The 25,855-nt window shown below is 67.1% G+C and carries 38 protein-coding genes; all 38 read right to left on the minus strand.

What is annotated here, in order from left to right; translation table 11 throughout:
• Positions 1-30 precede the first annotated feature (30 nt).
• The 38 genes from ACULPM_RS04090 to rplC all read right to left on the minus strand — a co-directional run bounded on the left by ACULPM_RS04090 (position 31) and on the right by rplC (position 25,783).
• A complete protein-coding gene (locus tag ACULPM_RS04090) occupies positions 31-948 on the minus strand; it encodes a radical SAM protein (RefSeq protein ID WP_445331173.1) in 918 nt (305 codons plus the stop codon).
• Positions 911-3,247, minus strand: a complete 2,337-nt coding sequence (locus ACULPM_RS04095; protein WP_445331174.1) for a formate C-acetyltransferase/glycerol dehydratase family glycyl radical enzyme — start codon at positions 3,245-3,247, stop codon at positions 911-913. The genes ACULPM_RS04090 and ACULPM_RS04095 overlap by 38 nt, the downstream gene beginning before the upstream one ends.
• A gap of 36 nt (positions 3,248-3,283) precedes the next feature.
• Positions 3,284-4,348, minus strand: a complete 1,065-nt coding sequence (locus tag ACULPM_RS04100) for a glycosyltransferase family 2 protein (protein WP_445331175.1) — start codon at positions 4,346-4,348, stop codon at positions 3,284-3,286.
• 161 nt (positions 4,349-4,509) lie between these two features.
• Positions 4,510-5,295, minus strand: a complete 786-nt coding sequence (locus ACULPM_RS04105; RefSeq protein WP_445331176.1) for a hypothetical protein — start codon at positions 5,293-5,295, stop codon at positions 4,510-4,512.
• A gap of 33 nt (positions 5,296-5,328) precedes the next feature.
• A complete protein-coding gene (locus ACULPM_RS04110; RefSeq protein ID WP_445331177.1) occupies positions 5,329-6,234 on the minus strand; it encodes a putative manganese transporter in 906 nt (301 codons plus the stop codon).
• A 34-nt stretch (positions 6,235-6,268) separates the two neighbouring features.
• Entirely contained in the window at positions 6,269-7,066 is a 798-nt protein-coding gene (gene truA / locus ACULPM_RS04115) for a tRNA pseudouridine(38-40) synthase TruA (protein ID WP_445331178.1), read from the minus strand.
• Between the two features lie 77 nt (positions 7,067-7,143).
• Positions 7,144-7,902 (minus strand): energy-coupling factor transporter transmembrane component T family protein, encoded by a 759-nt coding sequence (locus ACULPM_RS04120; protein WP_445331179.1) that lies wholly within the window; start codon positions 7,900-7,902, stop codon positions 7,144-7,146.
• Positions 7,895-9,466, minus strand: a complete 1,572-nt coding sequence (locus ACULPM_RS04125) for an ABC transporter ATP-binding protein (RefSeq protein WP_445331180.1) — start codon at positions 9,464-9,466, stop codon at positions 7,895-7,897. Before ACULPM_RS04125 ends, ACULPM_RS04120 begins: the two co-directional genes overlap by 8 nt.
• A 103-nt stretch (positions 9,467-9,569) precedes the next feature.
• A complete protein-coding gene (gene rplQ / locus ACULPM_RS04130; RefSeq protein ID WP_075279277.1) occupies positions 9,570-10,043 on the minus strand; it encodes a 50S ribosomal protein L17 in 474 nt (157 codons plus the stop codon).
• 27 nt (positions 10,044-10,070) lie between these two features.
• Entirely contained in the window at positions 10,071-11,012 is a 942-nt protein-coding gene (locus ACULPM_RS04135; RefSeq protein WP_167929807.1) for a DNA-directed RNA polymerase subunit alpha, read from the minus strand.
• A 24-nt stretch (positions 11,013-11,036) separates the two neighbouring features.
• On the minus strand, positions 11,037-11,630 hold the full coding sequence (rpsD, locus tag ACULPM_RS04140) for a 30S ribosomal protein S4 (protein ID WP_167929806.1): 594 nt from the start codon (positions 11,628-11,630) through the stop codon (positions 11,037-11,039).
• Between the two features lie 15 nt (positions 11,631-11,645).
• Positions 11,646-12,047 carry a 30S ribosomal protein S11 gene (gene rpsK, locus ACULPM_RS04145; protein ID WP_075279274.1) on the minus strand — a complete coding sequence of 134 codons (402 nt, stop codon included), beginning with the start codon at positions 12,045-12,047 and terminating at the stop codon, positions 11,646-11,648.
• 10 nt (positions 12,048-12,057) lie between these two features.
• Positions 12,058-12,429, minus strand: a complete 372-nt coding sequence (rpsM, locus tag ACULPM_RS04150; protein WP_075279273.1) for a 30S ribosomal protein S13 — start codon at positions 12,427-12,429, stop codon at positions 12,058-12,060.
• Between the two features lie 15 nt (positions 12,430-12,444).
• Complete coding sequence (gene rpmJ / locus ACULPM_RS04155; protein ID WP_013252436.1) at positions 12,445-12,558, minus strand: 50S ribosomal protein L36; 114 nt, start codon at positions 12,556-12,558, stop codon at positions 12,445-12,447.
• A gap of 86 nt (positions 12,559-12,644) precedes the next feature.
• Positions 12,645-12,863: a translation initiation factor IF-1 gene (infA, locus tag ACULPM_RS04160; protein ID WP_072374229.1), complete on the minus strand. Its 219-nt coding sequence runs from the start codon at positions 12,861-12,863 to the stop codon at positions 12,645-12,647.
• A gap of 116 nt (positions 12,864-12,979) precedes the next feature.
• Positions 12,980-13,771 (minus strand): type I methionyl aminopeptidase, encoded by a 792-nt coding sequence (gene map, locus ACULPM_RS04165; RefSeq protein ID WP_445331181.1) that lies wholly within the window; start codon positions 13,769-13,771, stop codon positions 12,980-12,982.
• Positions 13,768-14,394 (minus strand): adenylate kinase, encoded by a 627-nt coding sequence (locus ACULPM_RS04170; protein WP_417802794.1) that lies wholly within the window; start codon positions 14,392-14,394, stop codon positions 13,768-13,770. Before ACULPM_RS04170 ends, map begins: the two co-directional genes overlap by 4 nt.
• Positions 14,395-14,441: 47 nt before the next feature.
• Positions 14,442-15,719 (minus strand): preprotein translocase subunit SecY, encoded by a 1,278-nt coding sequence (gene secY, locus ACULPM_RS04175; RefSeq protein WP_167929803.1) that lies wholly within the window; start codon positions 15,717-15,719, stop codon positions 14,442-14,444.
• Positions 15,713-16,162: a 50S ribosomal protein L15 gene (rplO, locus tag ACULPM_RS04180; RefSeq protein WP_075279270.1), complete on the minus strand. Its 450-nt coding sequence runs from the start codon at positions 16,160-16,162 to the stop codon at positions 15,713-15,715. Before rplO ends, secY begins: the two co-directional genes overlap by 7 nt.
• A gap of 9 nt (positions 16,163-16,171) precedes the next feature.
• Positions 16,172-16,357 (minus strand): 50S ribosomal protein L30, encoded by a 186-nt coding sequence (rpmD, locus tag ACULPM_RS04185; protein WP_075279269.1) that lies wholly within the window; start codon positions 16,355-16,357, stop codon positions 16,172-16,174.
• 2 nt (positions 16,358-16,359) lie between these two features.
• Positions 16,360-16,881 carry a 30S ribosomal protein S5 gene (gene rpsE / locus ACULPM_RS04190; protein ID WP_075279268.1) on the minus strand — a complete coding sequence of 174 codons (522 nt, stop codon included), beginning with the start codon at positions 16,879-16,881 and terminating at the stop codon, positions 16,360-16,362.
• 9 nt (positions 16,882-16,890) lie between these two features.
• Positions 16,891-17,259 (minus strand): 50S ribosomal protein L18, encoded by a 369-nt coding sequence (gene rplR, locus ACULPM_RS04195; protein ID WP_075279267.1) that lies wholly within the window; start codon positions 17,257-17,259, stop codon positions 16,891-16,893.
• Between the two features lie 62 nt (positions 17,260-17,321).
• Positions 17,322-17,858 (minus strand): 50S ribosomal protein L6, encoded by a 537-nt coding sequence (gene rplF, locus ACULPM_RS04200; RefSeq protein ID WP_167929802.1) that lies wholly within the window; start codon positions 17,856-17,858, stop codon positions 17,322-17,324.
• A 28-nt stretch (positions 17,859-17,886) separates the two neighbouring features.
• On the minus strand, positions 17,887-18,285 hold the full coding sequence (gene rpsH, locus ACULPM_RS04205; RefSeq protein ID WP_075279265.1) for a 30S ribosomal protein S8: 399 nt from the start codon (positions 18,283-18,285) through the stop codon (positions 17,887-17,889).
• 90 nt (positions 18,286-18,375) lie between these two features.
• Positions 18,376-18,561, minus strand: coding sequence for a type Z 30S ribosomal protein S14 (locus ACULPM_RS04210; RefSeq protein ID WP_075279264.1), 186 nt, complete (start codon positions 18,559-18,561; stop codon positions 18,376-18,378).
• Positions 18,562-18,625: 64 nt separating this feature from the next.
• On the minus strand, positions 18,626-19,183 hold the full coding sequence (gene rplE, locus ACULPM_RS04215; protein WP_075279263.1) for a 50S ribosomal protein L5: 558 nt from the start codon (positions 19,181-19,183) through the stop codon (positions 18,626-18,628).
• 944 nt (positions 19,184-20,127) lie between these two features.
• Positions 20,128-20,445: a 50S ribosomal protein L24 gene (gene rplX, locus ACULPM_RS04220; protein WP_286163253.1), complete on the minus strand. Its 318-nt coding sequence runs from the start codon at positions 20,443-20,445 to the stop codon at positions 20,128-20,130.
• Between the two features lie 13 nt (positions 20,446-20,458).
• Positions 20,459-20,827: a 50S ribosomal protein L14 gene (gene rplN, locus ACULPM_RS04225; RefSeq protein WP_075279261.1), complete on the minus strand. Its 369-nt coding sequence runs from the start codon at positions 20,825-20,827 to the stop codon at positions 20,459-20,461.
• 79 nt (positions 20,828-20,906) lie between these two features.
• On the minus strand, positions 20,907-21,173 hold the full coding sequence (gene rpsQ / locus ACULPM_RS04230; protein ID WP_075279260.1) for a 30S ribosomal protein S17: 267 nt from the start codon (positions 21,171-21,173) through the stop codon (positions 20,907-20,909).
• A 17-nt stretch (positions 21,174-21,190) separates the two neighbouring features.
• Entirely contained in the window at positions 21,191-21,406 is a 216-nt protein-coding gene (gene rpmC / locus ACULPM_RS04235; protein ID WP_075279259.1) for a 50S ribosomal protein L29, read from the minus strand.
• Between the two features lie 3 nt (positions 21,407-21,409).
• The gene (rplP, locus tag ACULPM_RS04240) at positions 21,410-21,835 is read right to left on the minus strand and encodes a 50S ribosomal protein L16 (RefSeq protein WP_075279258.1); all 426 of its coding nucleotides are present in this window, start codon (positions 21,833-21,835) and stop codon (positions 21,410-21,412) included.
• Positions 21,835-22,545, minus strand: a complete 711-nt coding sequence (gene rpsC / locus ACULPM_RS04245; protein WP_075279257.1) for a 30S ribosomal protein S3 — start codon at positions 22,543-22,545, stop codon at positions 21,835-21,837. The genes rplP and rpsC overlap by 1 nt, the downstream gene beginning before the upstream one ends.
• Positions 22,546-22,552: 7 nt before the next feature.
• Complete coding sequence (rplV, locus tag ACULPM_RS04250) at positions 22,553-22,915, minus strand: 50S ribosomal protein L22 (protein ID WP_167929800.1); 363 nt, start codon at positions 22,913-22,915, stop codon at positions 22,553-22,555.
• Between the two features lie 16 nt (positions 22,916-22,931).
• Positions 22,932-23,192, minus strand: coding sequence for a 30S ribosomal protein S19 (gene rpsS, locus ACULPM_RS04255; protein ID WP_072374173.1), 261 nt, complete (start codon positions 23,190-23,192; stop codon positions 22,932-22,934).
• Between the two features lie 30 nt (positions 23,193-23,222).
• On the minus strand, positions 23,223-24,059 hold the full coding sequence (gene rplB, locus ACULPM_RS04260) for a 50S ribosomal protein L2 (protein WP_167929799.1): 837 nt from the start codon (positions 24,057-24,059) through the stop codon (positions 23,223-23,225).
• A 137-nt stretch (positions 24,060-24,196) separates the two neighbouring features.
• A complete protein-coding gene (gene rplW, locus ACULPM_RS04265) occupies positions 24,197-24,499 on the minus strand; it encodes a 50S ribosomal protein L23 (protein WP_075279254.1) in 303 nt (100 codons plus the stop codon).
• Complete coding sequence (gene rplD, locus ACULPM_RS04270) at positions 24,499-25,125, minus strand: 50S ribosomal protein L4 (RefSeq protein WP_167929797.1); 627 nt, start codon at positions 25,123-25,125, stop codon at positions 24,499-24,501. The genes rplW and rplD overlap by 1 nt, the downstream gene beginning before the upstream one ends.
• 37 nt (positions 25,126-25,162) lie before the next feature.
• A complete protein-coding gene (gene rplC, locus ACULPM_RS04275; protein ID WP_167929796.1) occupies positions 25,163-25,783 on the minus strand; it encodes a 50S ribosomal protein L3 in 621 nt (206 codons plus the stop codon).
• Positions 25,784-25,855 lie beyond the last annotated feature (72 nt).

Here is a 25,855-nt window from a genome sequence, read left to right on the forward strand (position 1 = left end):
GAAATGTCGCCTTATGCGACCTCGCGCGCCCTACTCCCCGTGCACCACCGCCCTGAGGCCGGCCGCCTCGCAGCGATCGACCACGCCCGCGACGTCCCGCCCGGAAAGCTGCGGCACGTCGCGCAGGCCGTAGGCTCGCCCGAGGGAGTCGTATTTGCCCTGGCCCAGCTGGTGGAACGGCAGCACGTCCACGCGCGTGACGCCGAGCTCGCCGATGCGAGCCACGTTGGCGCCCACGCAGGCGGCGTCGTCAGTGAACCCGGGGATGATGGGCATCCGGGCGATCACGCGCCCGCCGGCGCTGAGGACGGAGCGCACGTTGGCGTCGCGCGCGTCGGGGTCGATGCCTGTCACCTCGAGGCTGCGCGCCCGGTCGGCGATCTTGAAGTCCACGAGAAAGGCGTCGCAGGCCGCCACGAGCCGCCTCACGTCGGCCAGCGGCAGGGCGAGCGTCGACTCGATGGCCGTCGATATGCCCGCCCCACGGCACGCCTCCAGAAAGGCGCAGAGGAAGTCCTGGCGGAGCAGGCACTCCCCGCCCGAGACCGTCACGCCGCCACCGCTCTCCTCGTAGAAGGAGCGGTCGCGCACGACCTCCGCGAGCAGGTCGCCCACATCGCGCATCCGGCCGAGAAGCTCCTTGGCCCCCGTGGGGCAGTCCTCGGGCCGCGTCTGGCAGGGGCCGCCGCCGGGGCGCGGAGAGCAGCGGATGCAGAGCCGCTCCTTGAACGAGACCTCCGGCTCGCTCGAGAGGTTCTCCGGGTTGCAGCACCACGGGCACCGGAAGGGGCATCCCTTGAGGAAGACCACCGTCCGGATGCCCCCGCCGTCATGGAGCGAGAAGCGCTGGACGTTGGTGATGGTGGCCGATTCCGTGCCAAATAAACCTGACGTCAGTGGCGCGGGCATGTCAGGAGAGCTCGTGCTCGGTGCGGTTGATGATGTCATCCTGGATCGCCTTGGCAAGCTCGACGAACATCGCGGAGTAGCCCGCGACGCGCACCACGAGGTCGCGGTGGTCCTCGGGGTGGGCCTGGGCGTCGAGGAGCGTCGCCCGGTCGACGACGTTGAACTGGATGTGCTGGATCTTGAGCCGGCAGAAGGCGCGCAGGTATGCCACGAGCCGAGCGAGGCCCGCCTCGCCCTCGAGCGTGGACGGCGAGAACTTGACGTTGAGGAGCGAGCCGTTGGTGTCGAGCACGTTCTCGAGCTTGGAGACGGACAGCAGGCTCGCCGTGGGGCCGCTCTTGTCGCGCCCCACCATGGGCGAGAGGCCGCCGTCGGCGAGCTGCTCGCCGGCACGGCGCCCGTCGGGAGTGGCCCCCACGGCCGCGCCGAGCGGTATGTGGGCGGAGACTGTGTAGCTGCCCGGCTGGAAGCGCCCGCCGCGCGCGTTCTCGTACCGGGCGACCTCCTCGCCATAGTGCGAGAGAACGCGTCGCCCGATCCGGTCGACCACGTCGACGTCGTTCCCGTACTTCTCGTATCGGTTGATGAAGCGCTGGCGCCACACCTCGTCGCCCGCGCCGCGCCAGTCGCGCTCGAGCATCCCGAGCAGCTGCGCCCAGGTGAGCGCGCCCTCCTCGAAGATGGCCCGCTTGACCACGTAGAGCGAGTCGGCCAGGTTTGCGGTGCCCACGCCCTGCACGCCCGAGGGGTTGTAGCGGGCGCCGCCGGACGTGATGTCGGCGCCGCACTCGAGCGAGTCGTGCACGAGCACGGAGAGCAGCGGCGTGGGCGAGGTCGCGCGGTGCGCCTCGTCGCAGACGTTGCAGCCGCGCACCATGAGGGACACGTAGTGGTCGATGGTGGCCTCGACCTCGCGCACGAGCGCCTCGAAGTCGTCGAAGCCCTCGGGATGGGAGCGCATGGCCAGCTCCATGCAGCGCACCATGTTGAACATGCAGATGTCGTGCAGGCCGTACATGCGCCCGGGGATGGAGAGCTCCACGCAGCCCACGACGGCGTAGTCGCGCGCGTCGACGAGCGTCACGCCGCGACGGGCGAAGGACTCGACGTTCACCTCGTCGTTGAAGCACTGCGGCAGGCCGTCACCCAGGCGGATGACCTCGGCCGCCTTGCGGAGCAGCGCGTCGGGCGCGCCCGCATGCAGGCGCACGCTCAGGTTGGGCTGCGGCAGGCGCGTGTCCCGCTGGAGGTCGAGCAGCAGGAGCGAGAGCTCGTTCGAGGCGTCGCGCCCCTCGGCGTCCACGCCGCCCACGACGAGGTTGTAGCCCGTGGGGAAGCCCGCGAAGAAGCGGGCGCTGTCCGTGGAGCGCACGAAGACGACCGTGTTGGTCTTGAGGTAGAAGCACTGCAGAAGCTCGCGGACCTGCGCCTCCGAGACGCCGGCCGCCACGCTCGCGCGGTAGTACGGCAGCAGGTACTGATCCATGCGCCCCAGGGAGATGGAGCTCGCGTTTGACTCGTGCTGCAGCGCCACGCAGAGAAGCCAGGTGAGCTGGAGCGCGTCATAGAGGTCTCGGCAGGGCTCCGTCGCCACGTGGGCGAGCACGTCCGCCATCCGGGAGAGCTCGCGGGCGCGCCCCGGCGTCGAGGCGGGCGCGACAAGGGCGTTCGGGTCCGCGACCGGGCGCCCCTCGGCCGCGTCGCGCACGATGCGCTCGTAGCGGCGGACGTAGTCGGTGACGGCGCGCACGCACAGGGCCCCCGCCCGGAGGAAGTCGTTATCGGGCGCGGCGTCGCGACGCTCCTCGACCTCGGCGAGAAGGGACCCGAGCCCACGGTCGAGCACCTCGCCGATGTCCGCGATGATGTGCCCCTGCCCCTTGTCCGTCTGCGCCACGGCGAAGACGCGGTCCTTCTCGGCGGCCGCCACCTCGCCCGGCCGATGGGCCACGTACCAGTCGTTGAGCGAGCGGCCCGCCCAGAAGGGGTAGAGCACCTCCCGGTAGGTCCGCTTGTCCTCCTCGGACACGTCGAAGGTGTCCTGGGGGCGCACGGGAAACTCGTCGAGCTCGTCAAGGATCCAGTACGGGGACATCTCGGGCGAGACCACGCCGGCGCGCGGCTCCTCCGTGCGGTTGCCCACGAGCAGGTCGTCCCCGTCGACGACGATCCGGTGACGCTCGAGCACGCGCCTGAACGCCATCGCCCGGCGCATGACCACCGGCTCGCCCTCGGTCTCGAGGTAGCTCTCCCGATAGAGGAGCGCCCGCTCGAGCGAGATCCGGCGCGGGCGGGCGAAGAGGGCATCCTTTATGCGCTGCGTGCGAGGCGTGAGCATGATTCCTCCGGGTTTCGTACGTAATCTGGAATCATTCTATACAAAGAGATCAGGGGTGACGTCCGCAATTCCGGGGCGAATGAGGGAAATCAGGCGCGTCTGCGCACACACGAGGGGGATGTTCCGCGCCCGTATGGGGGCGAGCATGGCCCGAGCCGCGCTGCCCCGCGGGCGGGCAACGCTCGCCGCCACCTGGGCGCGGTCGGTGTCAATCATCTGCGCCACCAGGCGGCGCTGGTCGGCGGAGCCCATGCGGCTCCCCCTCCCGCAGATGCGCTCGACGCAGTCCATGAGCTGCTCGATATAGCGGTCCTGAATCGCCTCGACGCTCGCGGCGTCCCCGTCGAGCCCCCAGCTCTCGTAGAGGGCGAGAAGGGCGGCGTGCTCCTCCTCGAGCCGCCGATAGCCGTCCGCCACGTCGCGAGGCCCGCGCGGGATGCCCCGGGAGACGTGGTAGCGGGCGCCCGCGACCACGGCAACCCGCTCGACCTCGGCGAGGCAGCGCGTCACGAAGGAGTGGTCTGACCCGCTCCCCTGCGAGAAGCGCGCGCCGCTTCGCTCGACGAGCGCGCGCGAGAAGAGCTTGCCGCTTGCGGGGAGGAGCTGCCCCTCCGCGAGGAGCTTCCAGGCGTAGGAGCGAAAGTCATGCTGCGTGGGAAAGGTGCGCGCCTCCGAGGAGACCTCGGCGCGCGCCGAGCGACCTCCGCCGATGGAGAGCGAGAGCGAGAACCCGCCGATGACAAGCTCAAGCGAGCCCGACTCCGCCCGGTCCGCGAGCTCCTCGAGCATCGTCGGGTCAGCCCAGCCGTCAGCGTCAAAGACGAGCAGGTAGTCGCCGCGGGCGCGATCGAGCGCGAGGTTGAGGGCGTCCTGGCGCCCGCACTCCCCCGCCTGCGCCACCGAGACGCGCATGTCCCGGTCCGCAAGCGCCGAGAGCAGGCGCGCCGTCTCATCGGTCGACCCGGCATCCACAACGATGAGCTCGAAGTTCCCAAAGGTCTGGTTCTGGAGGCTCTCCACGGCACGTCGCACGGTCTTCTCGGCGTCATGGGACACCATGAGCACCGAGACCTTCGGCGATGTCGGCGTGTAATGCGTCATGCCCGCGTCCTTCTGCCCCGCCACGGGGCAACGTGCCAGACCACAAAACCTAGGGTATCAGGCACAGACGCGCAGCTGAACGCACGCGGAACGCCTTGGCAAAATGAGCACAGTGATGGACGTCACGTGTACGTCGGACGCCCCGCGCAGACGGCCCGGCCCTATGCCGCCGGGACGATGAGCCCGAGCGTGGCGCAGAGCTGCACGCGGTCGACGAGCTGCAGCCCCGTCTCGACGACGTTGCCCGCCTCGTCCGTGACGGTCTCCGGGGCGACCGGCGCCTCCGCCACGGCGATGTTGGCCGTCCCAACGGAGGAGAGCGACTCGGCGAGGGCGAGAAGATCCGCCGCGTCCATGTCCGTCCTCATCTTGGCGAGCAGGCCCGAGGCCGAGCGCACGAGCTCGGAAGCGCCCGTCCCCGCAAGCGAGGCCGCCTCTTCCACGACGTCCCCCGTCGCCACGACCACGTGGTCGAAGGAGGCGCCCGTCGCCTGGGACAGCGGCGCCACGCACGCGGAGCCCCCGGACGCCGCAAAGAGGTCCGCCACGGAGGAGGCCGTCTCGCCCGAGGTCACCCGCGCCGTCACCGGCACGTTGGCGAGCACGGCCGTGCCCTGGGTGCGGTTGACGTCGAGGATCCTGACGGCCGAGAGCGCGCCGGACTCGAGGTCGTCCGTCGTGAGGAGAAGGACGGTCTCGTGGTCGTCCGTCGAGGCGACGTAGGAGGTCCCCTCGGTGACGGTCGAGGCGGGCTGGGCGGAGAGGGAGTCCGAGAGCCCGACGTCGCCAAGACGGCTCTCGAGGCTCACGCGCTCCCAGACGAAGTGGACTATCAGGGCGGCGGCGGCGAGCACGACCACGCACACGACGGCGCCGATCACGTTCCGGTACGGGCTCTCCTCCGGGACGTCGGTCCTCTCGAAGCGCTCCCTCTTTCGCAGCGGCATGGCCCTCGCCTCCCCTTCTCGCGCGGCCCCAATCTATAACAGGATACCCGAGGCGCCCGCCACAAGGCCAATCGCCACGGCGACCGCGTACACGAAGGCCGTGATCGCCGCGTTCTGGCGCACGTCGGCGTTGGTGCGCCAGAGCACGAGCAGGCCGACGCCGCCCGATGCGAGAAGTCCCGCGAGCATGGGCCCCGAGCTGAGAACGCCGTCGAGATACAGCTCGGTGATCGCCACGCTCGCCCCGCAGTTGGGGATGAGCCCCACGAGCGCCGCGAGGAAGGTCGCCCGCACGGGATGGTTGGCAAGAAGCGCGCCGAGGGCATCCTGCCCCACCAGCTCGATCAGCAGGCCAAAGACGAAGGTCACCACGAATATGAAGAAGGTGACCTGGACCGTGTGGACGAGCGCGGAGCGCAGGATGGCCCACCTGCCATGGCCGTGCCCATGGCCGTGATCGTGGTCGCCGTCGTCGCAGTGGCAGTGCTCGCGCTCGCAGAGCTCGTGGATGTGCAGGCGCCCGTCCCCCCCACGGTGCCTGAGGCGCAGCGCCACGTCCACGAGCAGCCCCACCACGATGCCCGCGGCCACCTTGGCCCCCACAATCGAGAGCATGCGCGTCAGGGGCTCCTGGTGCGCCAGGAACACGGGCACCATCTCGTCCGAGGTCGAAAGGATCACCGCGACGAGCGTTCCCGCCGTGACCACGCGCCCCGCGTAGAGCGTCGCCGCCATCGCGGAGAACCCGCACTGCGGGAGCGCCCCCAAGACCGCCCCCACGACGGGGCCCGCCTTGCCGGACCGCTCGACGGCGGCCTGCACGCGCGCCCCCGCCGAGTGCTCTATCGCCTCCATCGCGAGGTAGGTGACGAGCAGGAAGGGAACCAGCTCGAGCGTGTCCCAGAGGCTGTGCTCGAGCACGTGAATGATGAGCTCCACGGCATCCTCCAAACAGGCATGCGCCCGAAGGAGGCTACTCCCAGGGCGCCAGAGTTAGCTCGGGGTATTCTACCCCGACGAAGGTCAGTCCTTTCGCGGGCGCGCAGGGGCCGGCCGCCGTGCGCTCGCGCGCCGCGAGCACCCCCTCGACCCAGGACGGGTCGCGGTGTCCTCGCCCCACCTCCACGAGCGTCCCGGCGATGGTGCGCACCATGTTGTGCAGGAACGCGTTGCCGGTCACGTCGATCGCGACGAGCTCCTCGCCCGCCTCCTCGACCCGCGACACGTCGAGCGCGGACACGTAGCGGCAGGTCGGCTTGTCCACGGCCGAGGAGGCCTTGCAGAAGCTCCTGAAGTCATGCTCGCCGAGCAGGGGCCTCGCCGCGAGCGCCATGGCCTCGACGTCGAGCCGCCCCCGGTACCACCATGCGTGATCCCACGCGAGCACGGGGCGCGCCTCCGTCGTGGCGATTCGATACCGATAGCTGCGGCTCACGGCGTCAAAGCGGGCCGAGAAGCCCGCGGGGGCCCGGTAGATGCCCCGGATGGAGATGTCATCCGGGGTGAGCGCCACCAGCGAGCGGACGAGCCTTGCGCCCGGGAGCGCGAGCTCCTCGCCCGAGACGGGCACGCTCACGTACTGCGAGAGCGCGTGGACGCCCGCGTCGGTCCTGCCGGCGCAGACGAGCTCGCAGGGGCGCCGGAGCGCGGTCTCGAGCGCGCGCCGCAGCTCCCCCGCGACGGTGCGCACGCCGCCGGGCTGCTCCGCGAAGCCGGCAAACCCCGCGCCGCGGTAGCCGAGCCGTATGACGAGGGTCCCGCCGTCTGACATGGGTCTCCTTCCTTCCCTCATGCAAGGGTAGCACGGCCGCCGCGAGGCGGCGCCGCGGCCGGAGGCGCCGCCTCGCCCTAGGCGAGCAGCGCGCACGCCGCCCACGCCGCCACGCCGAGAAGGACCGCGACGTCGCCGCGGGAGAGGCGGCCCCGCATCGAGGTCTGCTCGCCCGTGAAGCAGCGGTCCTCCATCGCGGCGGCCAGCTCGTCGGCGCGGCGGAAGAGGCTCACGACGAGCGGCACGAGCACCTGCCCCCAGCCCGCGAGGCGCCCGATGACGCCCCCCTCGTCAAGCCTCGCGCCACGCGCCCGCTGCGCGCACCTGATGCGCTCGACCTCCTCGGAGGCGAGCGGGATGAAGCGCAGGGCAACCGACACGGCCGTCGACAGCCCGCCCACGGGCACGCCCAGGCGGGCGAGGGGCGCCATGAGCGCGGCGATGCCGTCGGCAATGGCGGGCGGCATCGTGGTGGACGAGAACACGAGCGCAAGGCCCACCACGATCACGATTCTCGCAATGGCCGTGGCCGAGCGCGCGAGGCCCTCTACCGAGACCCCCGGCTGCCCCACGAGCACGATGCCGTTCGCCAGAAGGGAAATGCCCAGGATGACGAGCGCCGGTCGAAGCGCCATGAGCACGCGGCGCGGCGAGGTCCCGCTCGCGGCGAGCGCCACGAGAAGCCCCGCCGCCACGACGACGACCCCCCGCGGCGCGGGGGCGGCAAAGGCCGTCGCCGACGCCACGAGCAGCGCAACGATCTTCACGCGCGCGTCAATCCCGTGCACGAGCGTCTCACCTGGTCTATATGCCCCCGGGGCGAGCATCCTACGCATGGGAACCCCCCTGCGCCATCGCCCGCGCGCGGACCAGAAGCGGCGGCTCCATGCCCGCCGCGCGGAAGAGCTCGGGCGAGCGCGCGGCCTCCTTCGCCCCGACCCGCGCAACGACGCGCCCTCTGGCGAGAAGGACCACGTCATCTGCGACGTCGAGCCACTCGGCGGCATCGTGGGTCACCACGAGCGCCGCCACCCCCTCTCGCGCGAGCGACGAGACGAGCTCGCGCAGCGCCCTGCGCGCCGGGGCGTCCAGGCCGGCGGAGGGCTCGTCGAAGACGCAGGCGCGCGGGTGCGCCGCCAGGACGCCGGCAAGCGCCACGCGGCGCATCTGGCCGCCCGAGAGCTCGAAGGGAGAGCGATCGAGCAGGTCGCCGGTCACCCCCAGGCGCTCCGCCGCCTCGCGGGCGCGCGCATCCGCCTCATCGGGGCCCAGGCCGAGCATGCGCGGGGCGAAGGAGAGGTCCTCGAGGACCGTGTCAGCAAAGAGCTGGTCCTCGGGGCGCTGGAAGGAGAGGCCGACCTCCCCCGCGCTCACGGGCGCGCCATCGAGCAGCGCGCTTCCGGCGTCAGGGACGAGCACCCCGGCGAGCGTGCGTGCCGCCGTGGTCTTGCCCGACCCCGAGGCGCCGAGCAGGAGCGTGACGCCAGAGCAGGCGAGCGTGGCGTCGTCCAGCGCGACAAGCCCGTCATAGCTGACGCTCGCGTTCCGGAGCTCGAGCCTGTGCCGTCCCGAGCGTCCGACCTCCCCTCCCGGGACGTCCGACCCCGCGAGCACGGTGGCAAGGTCGGCATGATCGGGCCGCTCCCCCAGCATGCCGCCGCCCCTCACGAGCTCGGTCAGAGGGGCCGCGAGCGGGTCATCGGCAAGGCCGCTCGCCTTGAGGGCGCCCTCGGAGCGCAGGAAGTCGTCGGGGCGCCCCTCCCAGGCGATGCGGCCCCCCTCCAGCACGACGACGCGCGAGGCGCCGAAGAGCGCCTCGGGACCGTGCGCCACCTCGAGAACGCCCGTCCCCCCACGCACGAGACGGCGCACAAGGTCGGCGATGACGGCGCGCGAGGCCTCGTCCAGATGGGACCCAACCTCATCCAGAACGAGGTAGCGCGGCTCCATCGCAAGGACGCCCGCGAGGGAGAGGAGCTGCTGCTGACCCCCCGAGAGCTCGTCGGTCATGCGGGTGCGCAGCCGGTCGATCCCGCACGCCTCCAGGGCTCTCTCAGCGCGCTTCCGAACCTCCTCCCGGGGCAGGCCGAGGTTGCGAGGGCCAAACTCGACCTCATCGAGCACGAGCGGGCTCACGATCTGGTTCCTGGGGTCCTGGCGCACGTAGCCGACCGCGGAGGCGATGGCCCTTCTCGTCTCTGGGGTCGATGCGATGCCATCCACGGCCACCTCGCCGGAGCAGGCGGCCAGCGAGCCGTTCACGAGCCGGGAGAGGGTCGACTTGCCCGACCCGTTCCTACCGAGCAGCACGACGCGCTCGCCGGGGCGCACGACGAGCGAGACGCCGCGCAGAACATCGGCGGTACCGTAGGAGAACCCCACGTCACTTAGCTCGATCACGCGCTCACCTCCCGCTCGTACTTCTCGTCAGCCCCATCATGCCCCGGCACGCAAAGAGCCCCGGCAGGGCCGGGGCTCGAAGTTACCGTCTTTGCCAGGAACGCTACTCGGCGTCCTTCTCCTCGGCGGGAGCGGCCTCCTCGGCCTTGGGCTCCTCGACCGGGGCGGCCTCGACCTTGGTGACCTTGGCCTTGGGGGCGGCCTTGGGCGTGACGGGCTCGGTCACGAGCTCGAGAATCACGACCTCGGCGGCGTCGCCCTTGCGGGGGCCGAGCTTCATGATGCGGGTGTAGCCGCCGTTGCGGTCGGCCCACATGCCCTGCGCGGCCTTCTCGAAGACCTCGCGGACGAGCTCCTTGTCGCCCACCTTGGCGATGGCGAGGCGACGGCTCGCGATGTCGCCCTTCTTGGCCCAGGTGATGACCTTGTCAACGTCGCCGCGGACGGCCTTGGCGCGCTGGTCGAGGGTCTTGATGCGGTCGTTCTCAAACAGGGCACGGATGAGGCTCTTCTTCATGGCCTTGGTGTGGCTGGCGTCGGTGCCGAGCTTCATGCCCCTCTTCTTGTTGTGTCGCATTTCTTGCTTCTCCTAAATCCGGCGCGCCTAGGCCTTGAGGGACAGGCCCATGGTCTCGAGCTTGTCCTTGACTTCCTCGATGGACTTGACGCCAAAGTTTCTGATGTTGAGAAGGTCGTTCTCGGAGAACTCCACGAGCTGGCGCACGGAGTGGATGCCGGCGCGCTTGAGGCAGTTGTAGGAGCGGACGGAGAGGTCCAGGTCCTCGATCTGCTTGTCGAGCTCGACGTTGTCCTCTACGGTGCCCGTGGCGAAGATGGAGGCATCCTCGACCGGCTCGTCCTCATCGGTCAGGCTCATGAACGCGGTCATGTGCTGGTTGATGATGTTGGCGGCCTCGACGACGGCGTCACGCGGGGAGATGGAGCCGTTGGTCTCCACCTCGAGCACGAGGCGGTCGTAGTCGGTGTGACGGCCGACGCGGCAGGCCTCGACGGCCTTGGCGCAGCGCTTGACGGGCGAGTAGAGCGAGTCGACGTGAATGATGCCGATCGGGTCGCTCTCGCGCTCGTTGTCCTCGCCGGACACGTAGCCGCGGCCGACGCCGACGCGCATCTTCATGGTGAGGTGGGCGCCCGCGCCGAGCGTGCAGATGACGTGATCCGGGTTGACGAGCTCGAACTCGGCCGGGATGTCAAAGTCGCCGCCCGTGACGGTCATCGGGCCGTCGACGGACAGGGACGCCTCGGCCTCGTCGCCGGTTCCCATGGAGCGGAAGACCAGCCCCTTGACGTTGAGCACGATGTCGGTGACGTCCTCGTAGACGCCCTCGACGGTCGTGAACTCATGCTGCACGCCGTCGATCTGGATGGCCTCGACGGCCGCGCCAGACAGCGACGAGAGCAGGACGCGACGGAGGGAGTTGCCAAGCGTGTCGCCATAGCCACGCTCGAGCGGCTCGGCGCTCACGCGGGCGAGGTTCTCGCTGATCTCCTCTACCGACACCTGCGGTCGGATGAATTCGGACATTGCTACCTCCAAATCTGGTCGGGCTTACTTGGAGTAGAGCTCGACGATCAGCTGCGCGTCGATGTCAAGGTCGATCTGATCGCGCGTGGGGAGCTGGAGGACGGTGCCCTTGAGCTTCTCGATGTCAACCTCGAGCCAGGCGGGAACGGCCATGTGCTCGGAGGAGATGAGGGCCTCCTTGATGGGGAGCAGGTCCTTGGCCTTGTCGGCCACGGCGACGACGTCGCCGGCCTTCACCTGGAAGGAGGGGATGTCGACGCGACGGCCGTTCACGGTGATGTGGCCGTGGCGGACGGTCTGACGGGCCTCCTTGCGGGTGCGGGCAAAGCCGAGGCGGAAGACGACGTTGTCAAGACGGCGCTCGAGAAGGGCCATCAGGTTGTCGCCGGTGATGCCCTCGAGCTTGAGGGCCTTCTCGTAGTAGCCGTGGAACTGCTTCTCGAGAACGCCGTAGATGAACTTGGCCTTCTGCTTCTCGCGGAGCTGGATGCCGTACTCGCTCTCCTGGCGGCGACGACGCTTGGGCTCGCGGTTGGAGGTCTTGTTGATACCCATCACAACGGGGTCGATGCCGAGCTGGCGGCACCTCTTGAGGACCGGGGTCCTATCGATAGCCATTGATACTCCTCCTAGCTACACGCGACGACGCTTGCTCAGACGGCAGCCGTTGTGCGCGATGGGGGTCTTGTCCTGGATGCCCGAAACCTCGAGGCCGGCGGCCTGGAGGGAACGGATGGCGGTCTCGCGGCCGGAGCCGGGACCCTTCACGAAGACGGCGACCTTGTGCAGGCCGTGCTCCATGGCCGCCTTGGCAGCGGCCTCGGCGGCGAGCTGCGCGGCGAACGGCGTGGACTTACGGGAGCCCTTGAAGCCGACGGTGCCGCCGGACTGCCAGGAGATCACGTTGCCCTGGGGATCGGTGATCGAGACGATCGTGTTGTTGAACGTGCTCTTGATGTGGGCCTGGCCCACGGCGATGTTCTTGCGCTCGGAGCGGCGCACGCGCGTGGTGCGCTGGTTCTTCTTCTGCGGCATTGTCTACTCCCTAGCCCCTCTTCTTGGCACCGATCTGACGCTTCTTGCCCTTGCGGGTGCGAGCGTTGGTGTGGGTGCGCTGACCGTGGACAGGGAGGCCCTTGCGGTGACGGAGGCCGCGGTAGCAGCCGATCTCCATCAGGCGGGCGGTGTTCTGACGCACCTCGCGGCGAAGGTCGCCCTCGGTGGTGTAGTTCGCGTCGATGAAGTCACGAATCTTCGTGACCTCGTCCTCGGTGAGGTCCTTGACGCGGGTGTCGGGGTTCACACCGGTCTCCGCGCAGATCTTGGTGGCGCGGGTCTGGCCGATGCCGTAGACGTAGGTGAGTCCGACCTCGACGCGCTTGTCGCGCGGCAGGTCGACGCCGTTAATACGGGCCAACTTGGAGCTCCTTCCTTAGCCCTGACGCTGCTTGTGGCGCGGGTTCTCGCAGATGACGTAGACCTTGCCGTGGCGACGAATGATCTTGCACTTGTCGCACATCTTCTTGACCGAAGGACGTACCTTCATGAGACTTTCCTTCCGGTTAGTGCTGATACGAACCTATCTCCTCGCCCAGCCGCTGGCGTGAATATCCCAGGCTGTGTGTGGGGACCCTACTTGTAGCGGTAGGTGATGCGTCCCCTCGTGAGGTCGTAGGGAGAAATCTCCACGACGACCCGGTCGCCGGGGAGGATGCGGATGTAGTTCATCCTGATCTTCCCCGAGATGGTGCAGAGAATGGTCTTGCCGTTCTCAAGCTCAACGTTGAACATCGCGTTGGGCAGTGGCTCGACGACCTTGCCCTCGAGCTCGATAGCGTCCTGCTTGCTCAAAATCACACCCTTCCCCGCTCTTACAGCGACCAACAATCATACCTAAAATTCACATGCTCGTCCACGCTGCACCAGACGCACATAACAGCGTCAATGCAGCGTGGACGATGAGGTGCCTACTCCTCGGCGCCGCCCTCCATCGGACACCACGGGCCCTTCTCGTCCTGCGTGAGGATGACGGGCCCGTCCTCGGTAACGGCGACGGTGTTCTCGTAGTGCGCGGCAGGCTTGCCGTCGCGGGTGACGACGGTCCAGCCGTTGGCGAGCGTCTCGCACTGATAGGTGCCGAGCGTGATCATGGGCTCGATTGCGACGACCATGCCGGCCTGCAGGCGCACGCCACGCCCGCGCCTGCCGTAGTTCCTGACCTCGGGGTCCTCGTGCATGACGCGCCCGACGCCATGGCCCACGTAGTCGCGGACCACGCCGTAGCCGTTCGACTCGGCGAGCTCCTGGACCGCGGCGCCGATGTCGCCGAGGTGGTTGCCGGGGACCGCCTGCTCGATCGCGGCCTTGAGGCAGTCGCGCGTGCACTCGCAGAGGGCGCGCCACTCCTCGGAGGGCTCGCCCACGTAGAAGGTCCACGCGTTGTCTCCGACCCAGCCCTGGTAGGTGGCGCCGGTGTCGATGGAGATGATGTCGCCCTCCTGGAGCACGACGGCGGGCGACGGGATGCCGTGGACGATCTGCTCGTTCACGGACGAGCAGATGCTGCCCGGAAATCCGCCATATCCCTTGAAGGTGGGGACGGCGCCGTGAAGGCGGATGAAGCCCTCTACGACCTGATCGAGCTCCTTGGTGGTGACGCCGGGTCGCACACATGCCCCGGCACGACGAAGGGCCGCCTTGGACAGAGCCCCGGCGGCCTTCATCTGCTCGATCTCAACAGGTGACTTTATGTTGATCATAGAGCGAGGAGCGTCTTGACGTCGGCATACACCTCGTCGACGGGACGGTCTCCGTCAACCTCCTTGAGGATCGCGTGTCCCTTGTAGTACTCAATCAGCGGGGACGTCTGGGACTCGTAGACGTCCAGGCGATGCTGAATCGTCTCCGGCTTGTCATCGTCACGCTGGTACATCTCGCCGCCGCAGCGCGGGCAGGTGTCAACGCCGGCGGGGGCGGTGTAGCCGCAGGAGCGGCAGGTGCGACGCGAGCTCAGGCGCTCCACGATGACGTCGGGCTCAACCGAGATGAGCAGCGCGGCGTCGAGCGTGCGACCCATCGCGGCGAGCTCGGAGTCGAGCGTCACGGCCTGCGCGGTGTTGCGCGGGAAGCCGTCGAGGATGAAGCCCTTCTGCGCGTCATCGGCCTCGAGGCGCTCCTTGACGAGGTCGACGACCAGGGCGTCGGGAACGAGCTGGCCGGCATCCATGTAGCCCTTCGCCTTCTTGCCAAGCTTGGAGCCCTCCTTGATGGCGGCCCTGAGGAGGTCGCCGGTGGAGATGTGGGCAAAGCCGTACTCCGCCACGAGCTTCTGCGCCTGGGTGCCCTTGCCGGAGCCGGGAGCGCCGAGAAGAACGATGTTCATGATGCCGACCGCCTTTCTGATTGCCTTGCTCTACCCTTTCACGACCGCTACTTGAAGAAGCCGTCGTAATTGTGCATCTTGAGCTGGCTCTCGATGGAGGAGAGCGTGTCCATGGCAACGCTGACCATAATCAGGACCGAGGTCCCGCCGAAGGCCTGGATGAGCGAGTTGCCGGTGAACGAGAAGATGATCGTGGGCACCACGGCCAGGACCGCCATGAAGAGGGCGCCAGGCAGCGTGATGTGGTCGATCGTGCTCTTGATGTAGGCAGCCGTCGCGGCGCCGGGACGCACACCCGGGATGAACCCGCCCTGCTTGCGCAGCTGGTCAGCCGTCTCCGTGGGGTTGAACACCATGGAGGAGTAGAAGTAGGCGAAGGCCACGATCAGGACGACGGAAAGCACCCAGTTGATCCAGCCGGCAGAGAGCGCGTTCGCGAAGGCCTGCACCCAGTCGACGTTGGGGAAGAAGACCGCAAGCTGCGCCGGGAGATACAGGATCGCCGAGGCGAAGATGATCGGCACGACGCCGGCGGTGTTCACCTTGATCGGAAGGTAGGTGGACTGCCCGCCCATCATCCTGCGCCCGACGACGCGCTTCGCATACTGGATGGGAATGCGGCGCTGGCCGCGCTCCACGTACACGATGAGCGGGATGACAGCGATGATCACCACGAGGGTGACGATGGTGAGGACGATGTTGCCCACGCCGGTCACGGAGGTGATGAGGGCGGTCGGGATGCCGGACATGATGTTCGCGAAGATGATGAGCGACATGCCGTTGCCCACGCCGCGCTGGGTGATGATCTCGCCGAGCCACATGATGATCATCGCGCCGACCACCATGGTGAAGACGACGATGACGTCAAGGAGAAGCTCGGGGACCCCGATGTTGGAGAAGCTCACGCCGTAGCTCCTGAAGAGGAACAGGTAGCCGATGGCGTTGAGCAGGGCGAGGCCGATCGTGAGATAGCGCGTGTACTGCGTGATCTTACGCTGGCCGGCCTCGCCCTCCTTTGCGAGCTCGCCGAGGGACGGAATCACGGCCTGCAGCAGCTGCAGAATAATCTGCGCGGTGATGTAGGGCATGATGCCGAGGCTGAACACGGACATGCGGGAAAGCGCGCCACCTGAGAAGAGGTTGAGCACGGCCATGGCACCGCTCGAGGAGAGCCCGGCCTGATAGGCGCCGAGCATCTCCTGGAACGGCGCGCCCGGAACGGGCAGATAGGCGCCGAAGCGATACAGCAGCAGGATGCCTGCCGTCAGCAGGAGCTTCTGCCTCAGTTCCGGAATGCGAAACGCATTGGCGATTCCCTTTAGCACGCCTGCTCGACCTTTCCTCCGGCCGCCTCGATCTTAGCCTGGGCAGAGGCGGAGACCTTGTCCACCTTGACGGTGAGCTTCTTGGTCAGCTCGCCGTCGCCGAGGACCTTCACGGGAATATAGTTGTGCTTGATGACGCCCTTGGCAACCAGGGAATCGGCGTCGACGGTCTCACCGTCGGCGAACAGCGCCTCGAGGCGGGCGACGTTCACCGGCGCGTACTCGACGCGGTTGTGGTTGGTGAAGCCGGGGAGCTTGGGGAGACGCATCGCGAGCGGCTGCTGGCCGCCCTCGAAGCCCTTGCCCTTGCCGCCGCCGGAACGGGAGAGCTGACCCTTGGTGCCGCGACCGGCCGTGGTGCCGTGACCGGACGAGTTGCCGCGGCCGATGCGCTTGCGGTTCTTGCGCGAGCCCTCCGCGGGACGCAGATCGTTGAGCTGCATGAGTGACTCCTAGTTCTCTTCCACGGTGACAAGGTGCTTGACCTTGAAGATCATTCCACGAATGCTCGGGTTGTCCGGCTGCTCGACGACGTCGCCGATCTTGCGGAGGCCGAGGGCGCGGCAGGTGGCCGTCTGGTCCTTCTTGACGGAGGCAACGGCGCTGCGCACGAGCTTGATCTTGAGGGACTGAGCCATCGCTAGTTCTCCTTCCCGACAAACATCTCGCCCACGGTCATGCCGCGGCGCTCGGCGGCCTGCTCGGGGCTGGAGAGCTCCTTGAGGCCCTCGGCGGCGGCCTTGATGATGTTCATCGCGTTGCTGGTGCCAAGGGACTTGGAGAGCACGTTGGTGATGCCAGCGAGCTCGAAGAGCGGGCGGACGGGGCCGCCGGCGATGACGCCGGTACCCTCGATGGCCGGCTTGATGAGAACGCGGCCGGCGCCGTAGTGGCCCTCGACGGTGTGCGGGATGGTGCCGTGCTCGGTCACGGGCACGTGGAACATGTTCTTCTTGGCGTCCTCGATGCCCTTCTGGATGGCCAGGGGCACCTCGGCGGACTTGCCCATGCCGAGGCCGACGTTGCCCTTGCCGTCACCGACGGCCACGAGGGCGACGAGGGACATGCGACGGCCGCCCTTGACGGTCTTGGAGACGCGGTGGATGTAGACGACGCGCTCCTGAAGATCCGTGTCCTGCTGGCGCTTACGATCTCGTGCCATTGAATCCTCCTAGAACTTCAGGCCCGCGTTGCGGGCACCGTCTGCCAGAGCCTTGACACGGCCGTGATAGATGCGACCACCGCGGTCGAAGGTGACCGTGGTGACGCCCTTCTCGACGGCACGCTTGCCCACGAGCTCACCAACGAACTCAGCGGCCTCCTTGTTGGAGCCGATCTTGCCCGTGGCGCGGAACTCGGGGTCGAGGGTCGAGGCAGAGCAGATGGTCTTGCCGTCGGCGTCGTCGATGACCTGAGCGTAGATGTTTGCGTTGGTGCGGTGCACGCTGAGGCGCGGACGCTCAGCGGTGCCGAAGATCTTGGCGCGGACGCGGCGCTCGCGGCGCTTGAGACCGGCCTTCTTCGCCTGCTGCTTGTTCATTCCTTCTCCTTAGACGTGCCATCACCTGACGGGGTGATGGTCTTTCGCTGCCTGGCCGAAGACTACTTGGCGGCCTTGCCGAGCTTCCTGCGGATGTGCTCGCCCACGTAGTGGATGCCCTTGCCCTTGTACGGCTCGGGCGGGCGCTTCATGCGGATCTCGGCGGCCACCTGGCCGACCTGCTCCTTGGAGATGCCCTTCACGTTGATGTGGGTGTTGTCGGGCACCTCGAAGGTGATGTTCTCGGGGGCCGGGTAGACCACCGGGTGGGAGTAGCCGAGCGAGAGGTCAAGATCCTTGCCCTTGAGCGCGGCACGGTAGCCGACGCCGGTGAGCTCGAGCTTCTTCTCGAAGCCCTCGGAGACGCCGATCACCATGTTGTGGAGAAGGGTGCGGGTGAGGCCCTGCTGGGCGTTGGAGGCGGTGGACTCGTCCACGCGGACGACGAGAAGCTCCTCGCCCTCCTCCTTGATCTCGACGAGATCGGAGAAGGTACGGGTGAGCTCGCCCTTGCCGCCCTTGACGGTGACGGTGCTGCCGTTGACTGTCACAGTGACTCCGGCGGGAACCTGGACAGGCTGCTTACCAATACGAGACACGGTTGTCTCCTTTCATTCCTGCCGTGAGTTACCAGATGTAGGCGATGACCTCGCCGCCGATGCCCTGCTTGCGGGCGTCGCGGTCGCACATCATGCCCTTGGAGGTGGAGATGACGGCGGTGCCGAGGCCGCCGAGCACGCGCGGGAGCTTCTCCGCGGTGGAGTAGATGCGCAGGCCGGGCTTGGAGATGCGGCGGATGCCACGGATGACCTTCGCGTGACGGGCGCCGTACTTGAGCGTGATGTGGAGGGTCTTCTGCGGGGTCGTGTCCTCGACCTCGTACCCGGCGATGTATCCCTCCTCGCAGATGACGCGGGCAATCTCGACGAGCACCTTGGTCGAGGGCATGGAGACCTCGGCCTTGTTGGCGGCGTTCGCGTTGCGGATGCGCGTCAGCATGTCAGAAATGGGATCAGTGATCTTCATGGATCATTCTCCTTCGGTAATGATGAACCTGCGTGTCCGGTTCGCTCGCACCCGTGGCGCAAGCGCCTGGACGCCAGAGCCCCGGGGTCCCTACCAGCTCGCCTTGCGGACGCCGGGAAGCTCGCCCTTGCTCGCAAGCTCGCGGAAGCAGACGCGGCAGAGGCCGAACTTGCGATAGACGGAGTGGGGACGCCCACAACGCTGGCAGCGGTTCTGCTTGCGCGTCGAGAACTTCGGCTCGCGCTGAGCCTTGACGATCATCGATGTCTTAGCCACAAATCCTCCTTCATTGCAATCCGGGCGTCCCGGCCGCGCCGGGACGCCTTTGTCGGTATTTGACCTACTCAGCCTTGAACGGGAAGTGGAAGGCCTTGAGCAGCGCCTTGCCCTCCTCGTCGGTCTGGGCGGTGGTCACGATGGTGATGTCCATGCCGCGGGTGTGGTCGATCTTGTCGAAGTCGATCTCCGGGAAGATGAGCTGCTCGGTGACGCCCATGGAGAAGTTGCCACGGCCGTCGAAGCTCTTCGGGGAGATGCCGCGGAAGTCGCGGATGCGCGGGATGGCGATGGAGATGAGACGATCGAAGAACTCCCACATGCGGTCGCCACGCAGGGTGACCTTGGCGCCGATCGGCATGCCGGCGCGCAGGTGGAAGGTCGCGATGGACTTGCGGGCGTGGGTCACGAGGGGCTGCTGGCCCGTGATGGCGCGCAGGTCAGCGACGGCACCGTCGATGGCCTTGGCGTCCGTGGCGGCCTCGCCGACGCCCATGTTCACGACGATCTTCTCGATCTTCGGAATCTGGTGAACGTTCTTGTAGCCGAACTGCTTCTGGAGCTCGTCACGCACGGTGGCGAAGTACTGCTCCTTGAGACGCGGTACGTACTTGTCTGCCATGTCCACTCCTTCAACTCTTGGGGTTCTCAGCACGGGGTTTCCAACCTCGCACCTCCCTGCCTTGGCGGGGCCGGGAGCCTTGTCATGCGCACTGGACAGAATCCTCCCTACCCAGAGACGCAAGGAAACATAATACGCCCTTTCTCCACAAAAGGAAAACCGAGAAGAACGACGCACCGTTTATGCACATTCACTCTCAGCCAACCCGCTCGGCGCCACGTCCTTCACGCCCGTTCTTCTCGCACGTCCTTCTCGCCACTCAGATGCGCTTCCGAGCATCGGCCTCGCTCAGTTCCGCATCTGAGTACCACCCCCTGTTCAAATCCGGATTTGAGCATCAGCGGCTGCGGCCCGCCGCGCGTGACGACACGTTTCCGCAGGTCCGATCCGCCGAGCAGTCGCTCAGTTCCGAATCTGAGTATCTGCCAGTACTCAAATCCGCATCTGAGCACGGGCTGGCACGCAAATCCGGATTTGAGTGCGCGGGCGGGGGCTTGAGGGTCCGCGTGCCGGCGCCACGGGCGCGAGGGCTGCGCAGACCCGCAGGTCGTCGTTGCGCGCCAGGCTATATGGCTCCTCCACCAGGCGCTCAGATCCGGATTTGAGCATGGGGCGTTGCTCATTTCCGGAACTGAGCACGCCGCTGCACTCAAATCCGGATTTGAGTATCAGCAGCCGCGGCCCGCCGTGCGCGATAGCACGTTTCCGCAGGACCGTTCCGTCGGGCGGTCGCTCAGTTCCCGATCTGAGTATCAGCCAGTACTCAAATCCGCATCTGAGTACACGTCTCCAGACGGAGCACAGACCAGGGCGACACCAAGTTCTAAGGGCCTGGGCTAGAAACTGCATGCGAGGAGCCCCCGGATTTCCAAAGAGAGGTTTCGCGAGACGCGTCTCTCGTAGGAAATCCGGGGGCTCCCCGGAATGATATGCGGCTCAGTCCCTTAGAACTTGGCGCCGCACTTCTTGCACACGCGGACCTTCTTGCCCTCGTCGTTCACGTCGTGACCGACGCGCGTGGGCTTGCCGCAGCTCGGGCAGATGAGCATGACGTTGGAGGCGTCGATCGCGGCCTCCTGCTCGATGATGCCGCCCTGCTGGTTCTGGGCGTTGGGGCGCACGGCCTTCTTGACCATGGCGACGCCCTCAACGATGACCTTGCCCTCGGCGGGCTTGGCGCGGAGGATCTCGCCCTCCTTGCCCTTGTCCTTACCGGAGAGGACGACGACCTTGTCGCCCTTCTTCACATGCATCTTAGCCATTCGTCCTCACTCCCTAGAGCGTCTCAGGCGCGAGCGAGACGATCTTCATGTACTTGTGGTCGCGCAGCTCGCGGGCGACGGGCCCGAAGATACGGGTGCCCTTGGGCTCGCCATCCTTGTTGACCAGGACGCAGGCGTTCTGGTCGAAGCGGATGTAGCTGCCGTCCTTGCGACGGGTCTCCTTGACCGTGCGCACGATGACGCAGCGGACGATGTCGCCCTTCTTCACGGAACCGCCCGGGGTAGCCTCCTGCACGGCGCCGATGATGACGTCGGCCAGGCCGGCGTAGCGACGCTTGGAGCCACCGAGGACCTTGACGCACTTCACGCGTCGAGCGCCGCTGTTGTCAGCGACGTTGAGCATGGTCTCCATCTGAATCATTGGTGTTCCTCCGAACGTGTGCCCGCCCAGAGGTGCGTCCTTACGTGCGACGCACGTGGGCAGGGCTCGTCACTGATACTTACTTGGCGCGCTCGACGATCTCCACGAGACGCCAACGCTTGGTCTTGGAAAGCGGACGAGTCTCCATGACGGTGACGGTGTCGCCGACGCCGCACTCGTTCTTCTCGTCGTGAGCGTGGAGCTTCTTGGAGATGGTCATCATCTTGCCGTACTTGGGGTGACGCTTGCGGTAGTCGATCTTCACCGTGATGGACTTGTCGCCAGAGATGGAGACGACCGTCCCGGTGACGACCTTGCGCGCGTTCCTCTTCTCGGTCTCAGCCATAGTCATTCTCCTGCGATCTAGTTCTGCGCGGCGGACTTCTCAGCCGCGATCTGGCGGGCGCGCTGCTCGGTGAGGACGCGCGCGATGTCCTTCTTCACGGTCTTGACGCGGGCCGTGTTGTCAAGCTGGCTCGTGGCCATCTGGAAGCGGAGGTTGAACAGCTCGGCGCGGCCCTCCTCCAGCTTCTTGGCGAGCTCGTCGTCGCTCATGGCCTTGATGTCGGTGTACTTCATTGCCTATTCCTCCCCGTCCTGGTCGGTGCGGGCGACGATCTTGGTCTTGATCGGCAGCTTGTGCTGGGCCAGACGGAGAGCCTCGCGAGCCACCTCGTCGGACACGCCATCAATCTCGAACATGATGCGGCCCGGCTTGACGACGGCCACCCACTCCTCGGGGTTGCCCTTGCCCGAGCCCATGCGGGTCTCGGCGGGCTTCTTGGTGATGGGCTTGTCCGGGAAGATCGTGATCCAGACCTTGCCGCCACGCTTCATGTAGCGGGTCATGGCGACACGGCAGGCCTCGATCTGACGGTTGGTGATCCAGTGGGCCTCGAGGGCCTGGATGCCATAGGAGCCAAAGTGCAGCTGGGTGTTGCCCTTGGCGTGACCCTTCATGGAGCCACGCTGGACCTTGCGGTGAAGAACGCGCTTAGGTGCGAGCATTAACGGCCCCTCCTCTCATTGCGACCGCGGCGAGGACGGCTGGAGCCCTCGAGCGCCGGGCGAGGCGTGGCCTGGCCGGGGAGCTTCTCGCCGAAGTAGATCCAAACCTTGATTCCGCAGGCGCCCATGGTGGTGCGAGCGGTGGACTGGCCGTAGTCGATCACGGCACGCAGGGTGTGCAGGGGCACGCGACCCTCGCGGTACCACTCGCGACGGCCCATCTCGGCGCCGTTGAGGCGGCCGGAGCACTGGATACGAATGCCCTTGGCGCCGGCCTTGCGGGCGGACTGGACGGCCTTGCGCATGGCGCGACGGAAGGCGACGCGGCCCTCGAGCTGCTCGGCGATGGACTGGGCGACGAGGTTGGCGTCGAGCTCGGGGCGCTTGACCTCGATGACGTCAACGGCGACCATGCCCTTGCCGACGCCCGCGACCTTCTCGAGGTCGGAGCGCAGGACGTCGATGTCGGCGCCCTTCTTGCCGATCACGATGCCGGGACGGCCGGTGTAGATCGTGACCTTGACCTTGTCGCCGGCGCGCTCGATGTCGACGCGGGAGAGGGCGGCCTTGGCGAGGCGCTTCTCGAGGTAGGAGCGGATGGCGAGATCGTTGCCGAGGTTCTCGGCATAGTTCTTATCGGCGTACCAGCGGGAACGCCACTCCTCGGTGATGCCGAGACGGAAGCCAGTCGGCTGAACCTTGTGACCCATGCTTTCCCTACGCCTCCTTTCGAGGAGCGACGACGACGGTGATGTGGCTCATGCGCTTGTTGATGCGAGAGGCAGAGCCCTTGGCGCGCGGACGGATGCGCTTGAGGGTGGGGCCCTCGTCAACGTAGGCGAGCTTCACGTAGAGGTTGTCGCCGCGCAGGCCGTTGTTGTTCTCGGCGTTGGCGATCGCGGAGCGCAGGACCTTGGCCACGTCCACGGAGGCGGCGCGGGTCGAGAACTGCAGGACCTCGAGGGCCTTCTCGACGGGGAGGTCGCGAATCAGCGAGACGACGGCGCGAGCCTTGCGAGGGGCGACGCGGACGTACTTGGCCGTCGCGCGGACCTCGTTGGTGTTGGTGTTCTGAGGCATGTTGTTTCCCTACCCCCTACTTTTCCTTGTGGCCACGGAACGTGCGGGTGGGGGCGAACTCGCCCAGCTTGTGCCCGACCATGGACTCGGTGACGTACACGGGCACGTGCTTGCGGCCGTCGTGAACGGCGATCGTGTGACCGACCATCTCGGGGAAGATGGTCGAGGAGCGCGACCAGGTCTTGATGACCTCCTTGGTGCCGGCCTCGTTCTGAGCGGCGACACGCGCGAGGAGGCGAGTCTCCACGAACGGGCCCTTCTTGAGACTTCTGCTCATGCTTTCTATCTCCTACTACTCGTGTTGCGACTACTTGGACTTGCGGCGACGGATGATCAGGCGGTTGGAGGCCTTCTTCGGGTCGCGCGTCTTGTAACCCTTCGTCGGCTTGCCCCAGGGCGTCACGGACGGACGGCCGGAGGTGTGGTTCTTGCCCTCGCCGCCGCCGTGCGGGTGGTCGACCGGGTTCATGACGGTACCACGGACGGTCGGGCGGACGCCGGCCCAGCGGCTGCGGCCGGCCTTGCCGACGACGATGTTGGAGTGCTCGGCGTTGCCGACCTCACCGATCGTGGCGCGGCAGGTGAGCAGGACGCGGCGAAGCTCGGAGGAGGGCATGCGCAGGACGGCATAGCCGTTGTCCTTGCCCATGAGCTGGACGGAAGTGCCGGCGGCGCGGGCCATAGCGGCGCCCTTGCCAGGCTGGAACTCCACGGCGTGCACGAGGGTGCCGACGGGGATCTCGGAGAGCGGCATGCAGTTGCCGGGCTTGATGTCCACGTCCTTGGTGCCGGACAGGACGGTGTCGCCCACGTGCAGGCCCTCGGGGCACAGGATGTAGGCCTTGGCGCCGTCAGCGTAGTGGAGCAGCGCGATGCGGGCGGAGCGGTTGGGGTCGTACTCGATCGTGGCGACCTTGGCCGGCACGTCGTCCTTGACGCGCTTGAAGTCGATCTTGCGGTACTGACGCTTGTGGCCGCCGCCCTGGTGACGGGTGGTGATGCGACCGTTGTTGTTGCGGCCCGCCTTCTTGGGCAGGGGCTCGAGAAGCGACTTCTCGGGCGTGCTGCGGGTGATCTCGGCGAAGTCCGAGACCGTCTGGAAGCGACGGCCCGCGCTCGTGGGCTTGAGGTGCTTGACTGCCATTGACTCTTTCCCTTCTTCTTCCGTTGGCCGACCGCTCAGGGATTGGCGGCCGACACCGGATTACCACGGTTCCGCGCGTATCCATCGCGCGGGGCACAAAAGCCCGGCCCCCTTGGGGGCTCGGGCGGGGTGCTGACCTACTCGGCGGCCTGCTGGCTGCCGAAGATCTCGATCGTCTCGCCGGCGGCGAGGGTCACGACGGCCTTCTTCCAGGAGCGCGTGGTGCCGGGGGTCTGATAGCGGACGCGCTTCTTCTTGCCGGAGACGTTCATGGTGTTGACCTTCACCACGTGGACGCCGAAGAGCTTCTCGATGGCGGCGGCAATCTCCTCCTTGGGAGCGGCCTTGGCCACCTCGAAGGTGTACTTGCCCTGCTCCATGAGGTCAAAGGAACGCTCGGAGACGATCGGGCGGATGATCACGTCGTAGGCGGAGTTCATTATGCGAGCACCTCCTCGAACTGCTTCGCGATGTCGGCGGTCATGACGAGGGCGCCGTTGTCGATGAGGTTGCGGGTCGTGGCCTCGGACATGCCGATGACGTTGACCTGCTGGAGGTTGCGGAACGAGAGGTAGGTGTTGACGTCATCGTCGGAGACGACGACGGTCACGCGCTTGCCCTCGATGCCGAGGCTGGCGAGAAGGGCCTTGGCCTGCTTCGTGGACGGCTTCTCGAAGGAGAGGGCGTCGACGAGGACGAGCTCGCTGTCGGCGACCTTACCGGAGAGCACGGAGCGCATGGCGAGCTTGACCATCTTGCTGTTGATGCGCTTGTTGTGGGTGCGCGGGGTGGGGCCGAAGACGACGCCGCCGCCGGTCCACTGCGCGGCGCGCGTGGAGCCCTGGCGGGCACGGCCGGTGCCCTTCTGGCGGTAGGGCTTGGCGCCGCCGCCGGAGACCTCGTGACGGTTCTTCACGGAGTGGGTGCCCTGGCGGGCGCAGCTGTCCTGGCACACCACGACCTGGTGGATGACGGGGATGTTCGGCTCGATGCCGAAGACGCCGTCGGCGAGCTCGGCCTCAGCGACCTGGGCCCCCTCGGCGTTCTTGATTGCGTACTTGGACATTCTGTCCTCCTTGTTAGCCTAAGAGATTTCCTGGCACTTAGGCCATGCGGACCTGGACGAGAGCGTTCTTGCCGCCGGGGACAGCGCCCTTGACGAGCATGAGGTTCTGCTCGGCGTCAACGCGGACGAGCTTGAGGTTCTTGACCGTCACGCGCTCGTCGCCCATGTGGCCGTACATGTGCAGGCCCTTGCGGACGCGCGCGGGGTAGGCGCACTGGCCGATGGAGCCCGGGCGGCGCTGGTTGCGGGAGCCGTGGGTCATGGGGCCGCGCGAGAAGTTCCAGCGCTTGATGGTGCCCTGGAAGCCCTTGCCCTTGGAGGTGCCGATGACGTCGACGGCCTTGACCTCGGCGAAGTCAGCGACGGTGACGACGTCGCCGGTCTTGTGCTCCTCGCCGTTCTCGACGCGGACCTCGCGCAGGTAGCGCATCGGCTCGACGCCGGCGGCCTTGAAGTGGCCGGCCATGGGCTTGTTGACGTGCTTGGCGGAGATGTCTCCGAAGCCGATCTGGACGGCGTCGTAGCCGTCGGTCGCCTTCGTCTTGACCTGCGAGACAGTGCAGGGGCCAGCCTGGATGACGGTGACGGGCACGACGTTGTCGTTCTCGTCCCAGATCTGCGTCATCCCAAGCTTGCGGCCAAGGATCGTGCTGACCATGCTCTTTCCTAACCTTCGGTGGTCATGGGACCTGTGGGGCACCCTTTGCCCCTCCCCAGCGGACCACGTCCT

The sequence above is a fragment of the Thermophilibacter sp. ZX-H3 genome, from assembly GCF_052599055.1.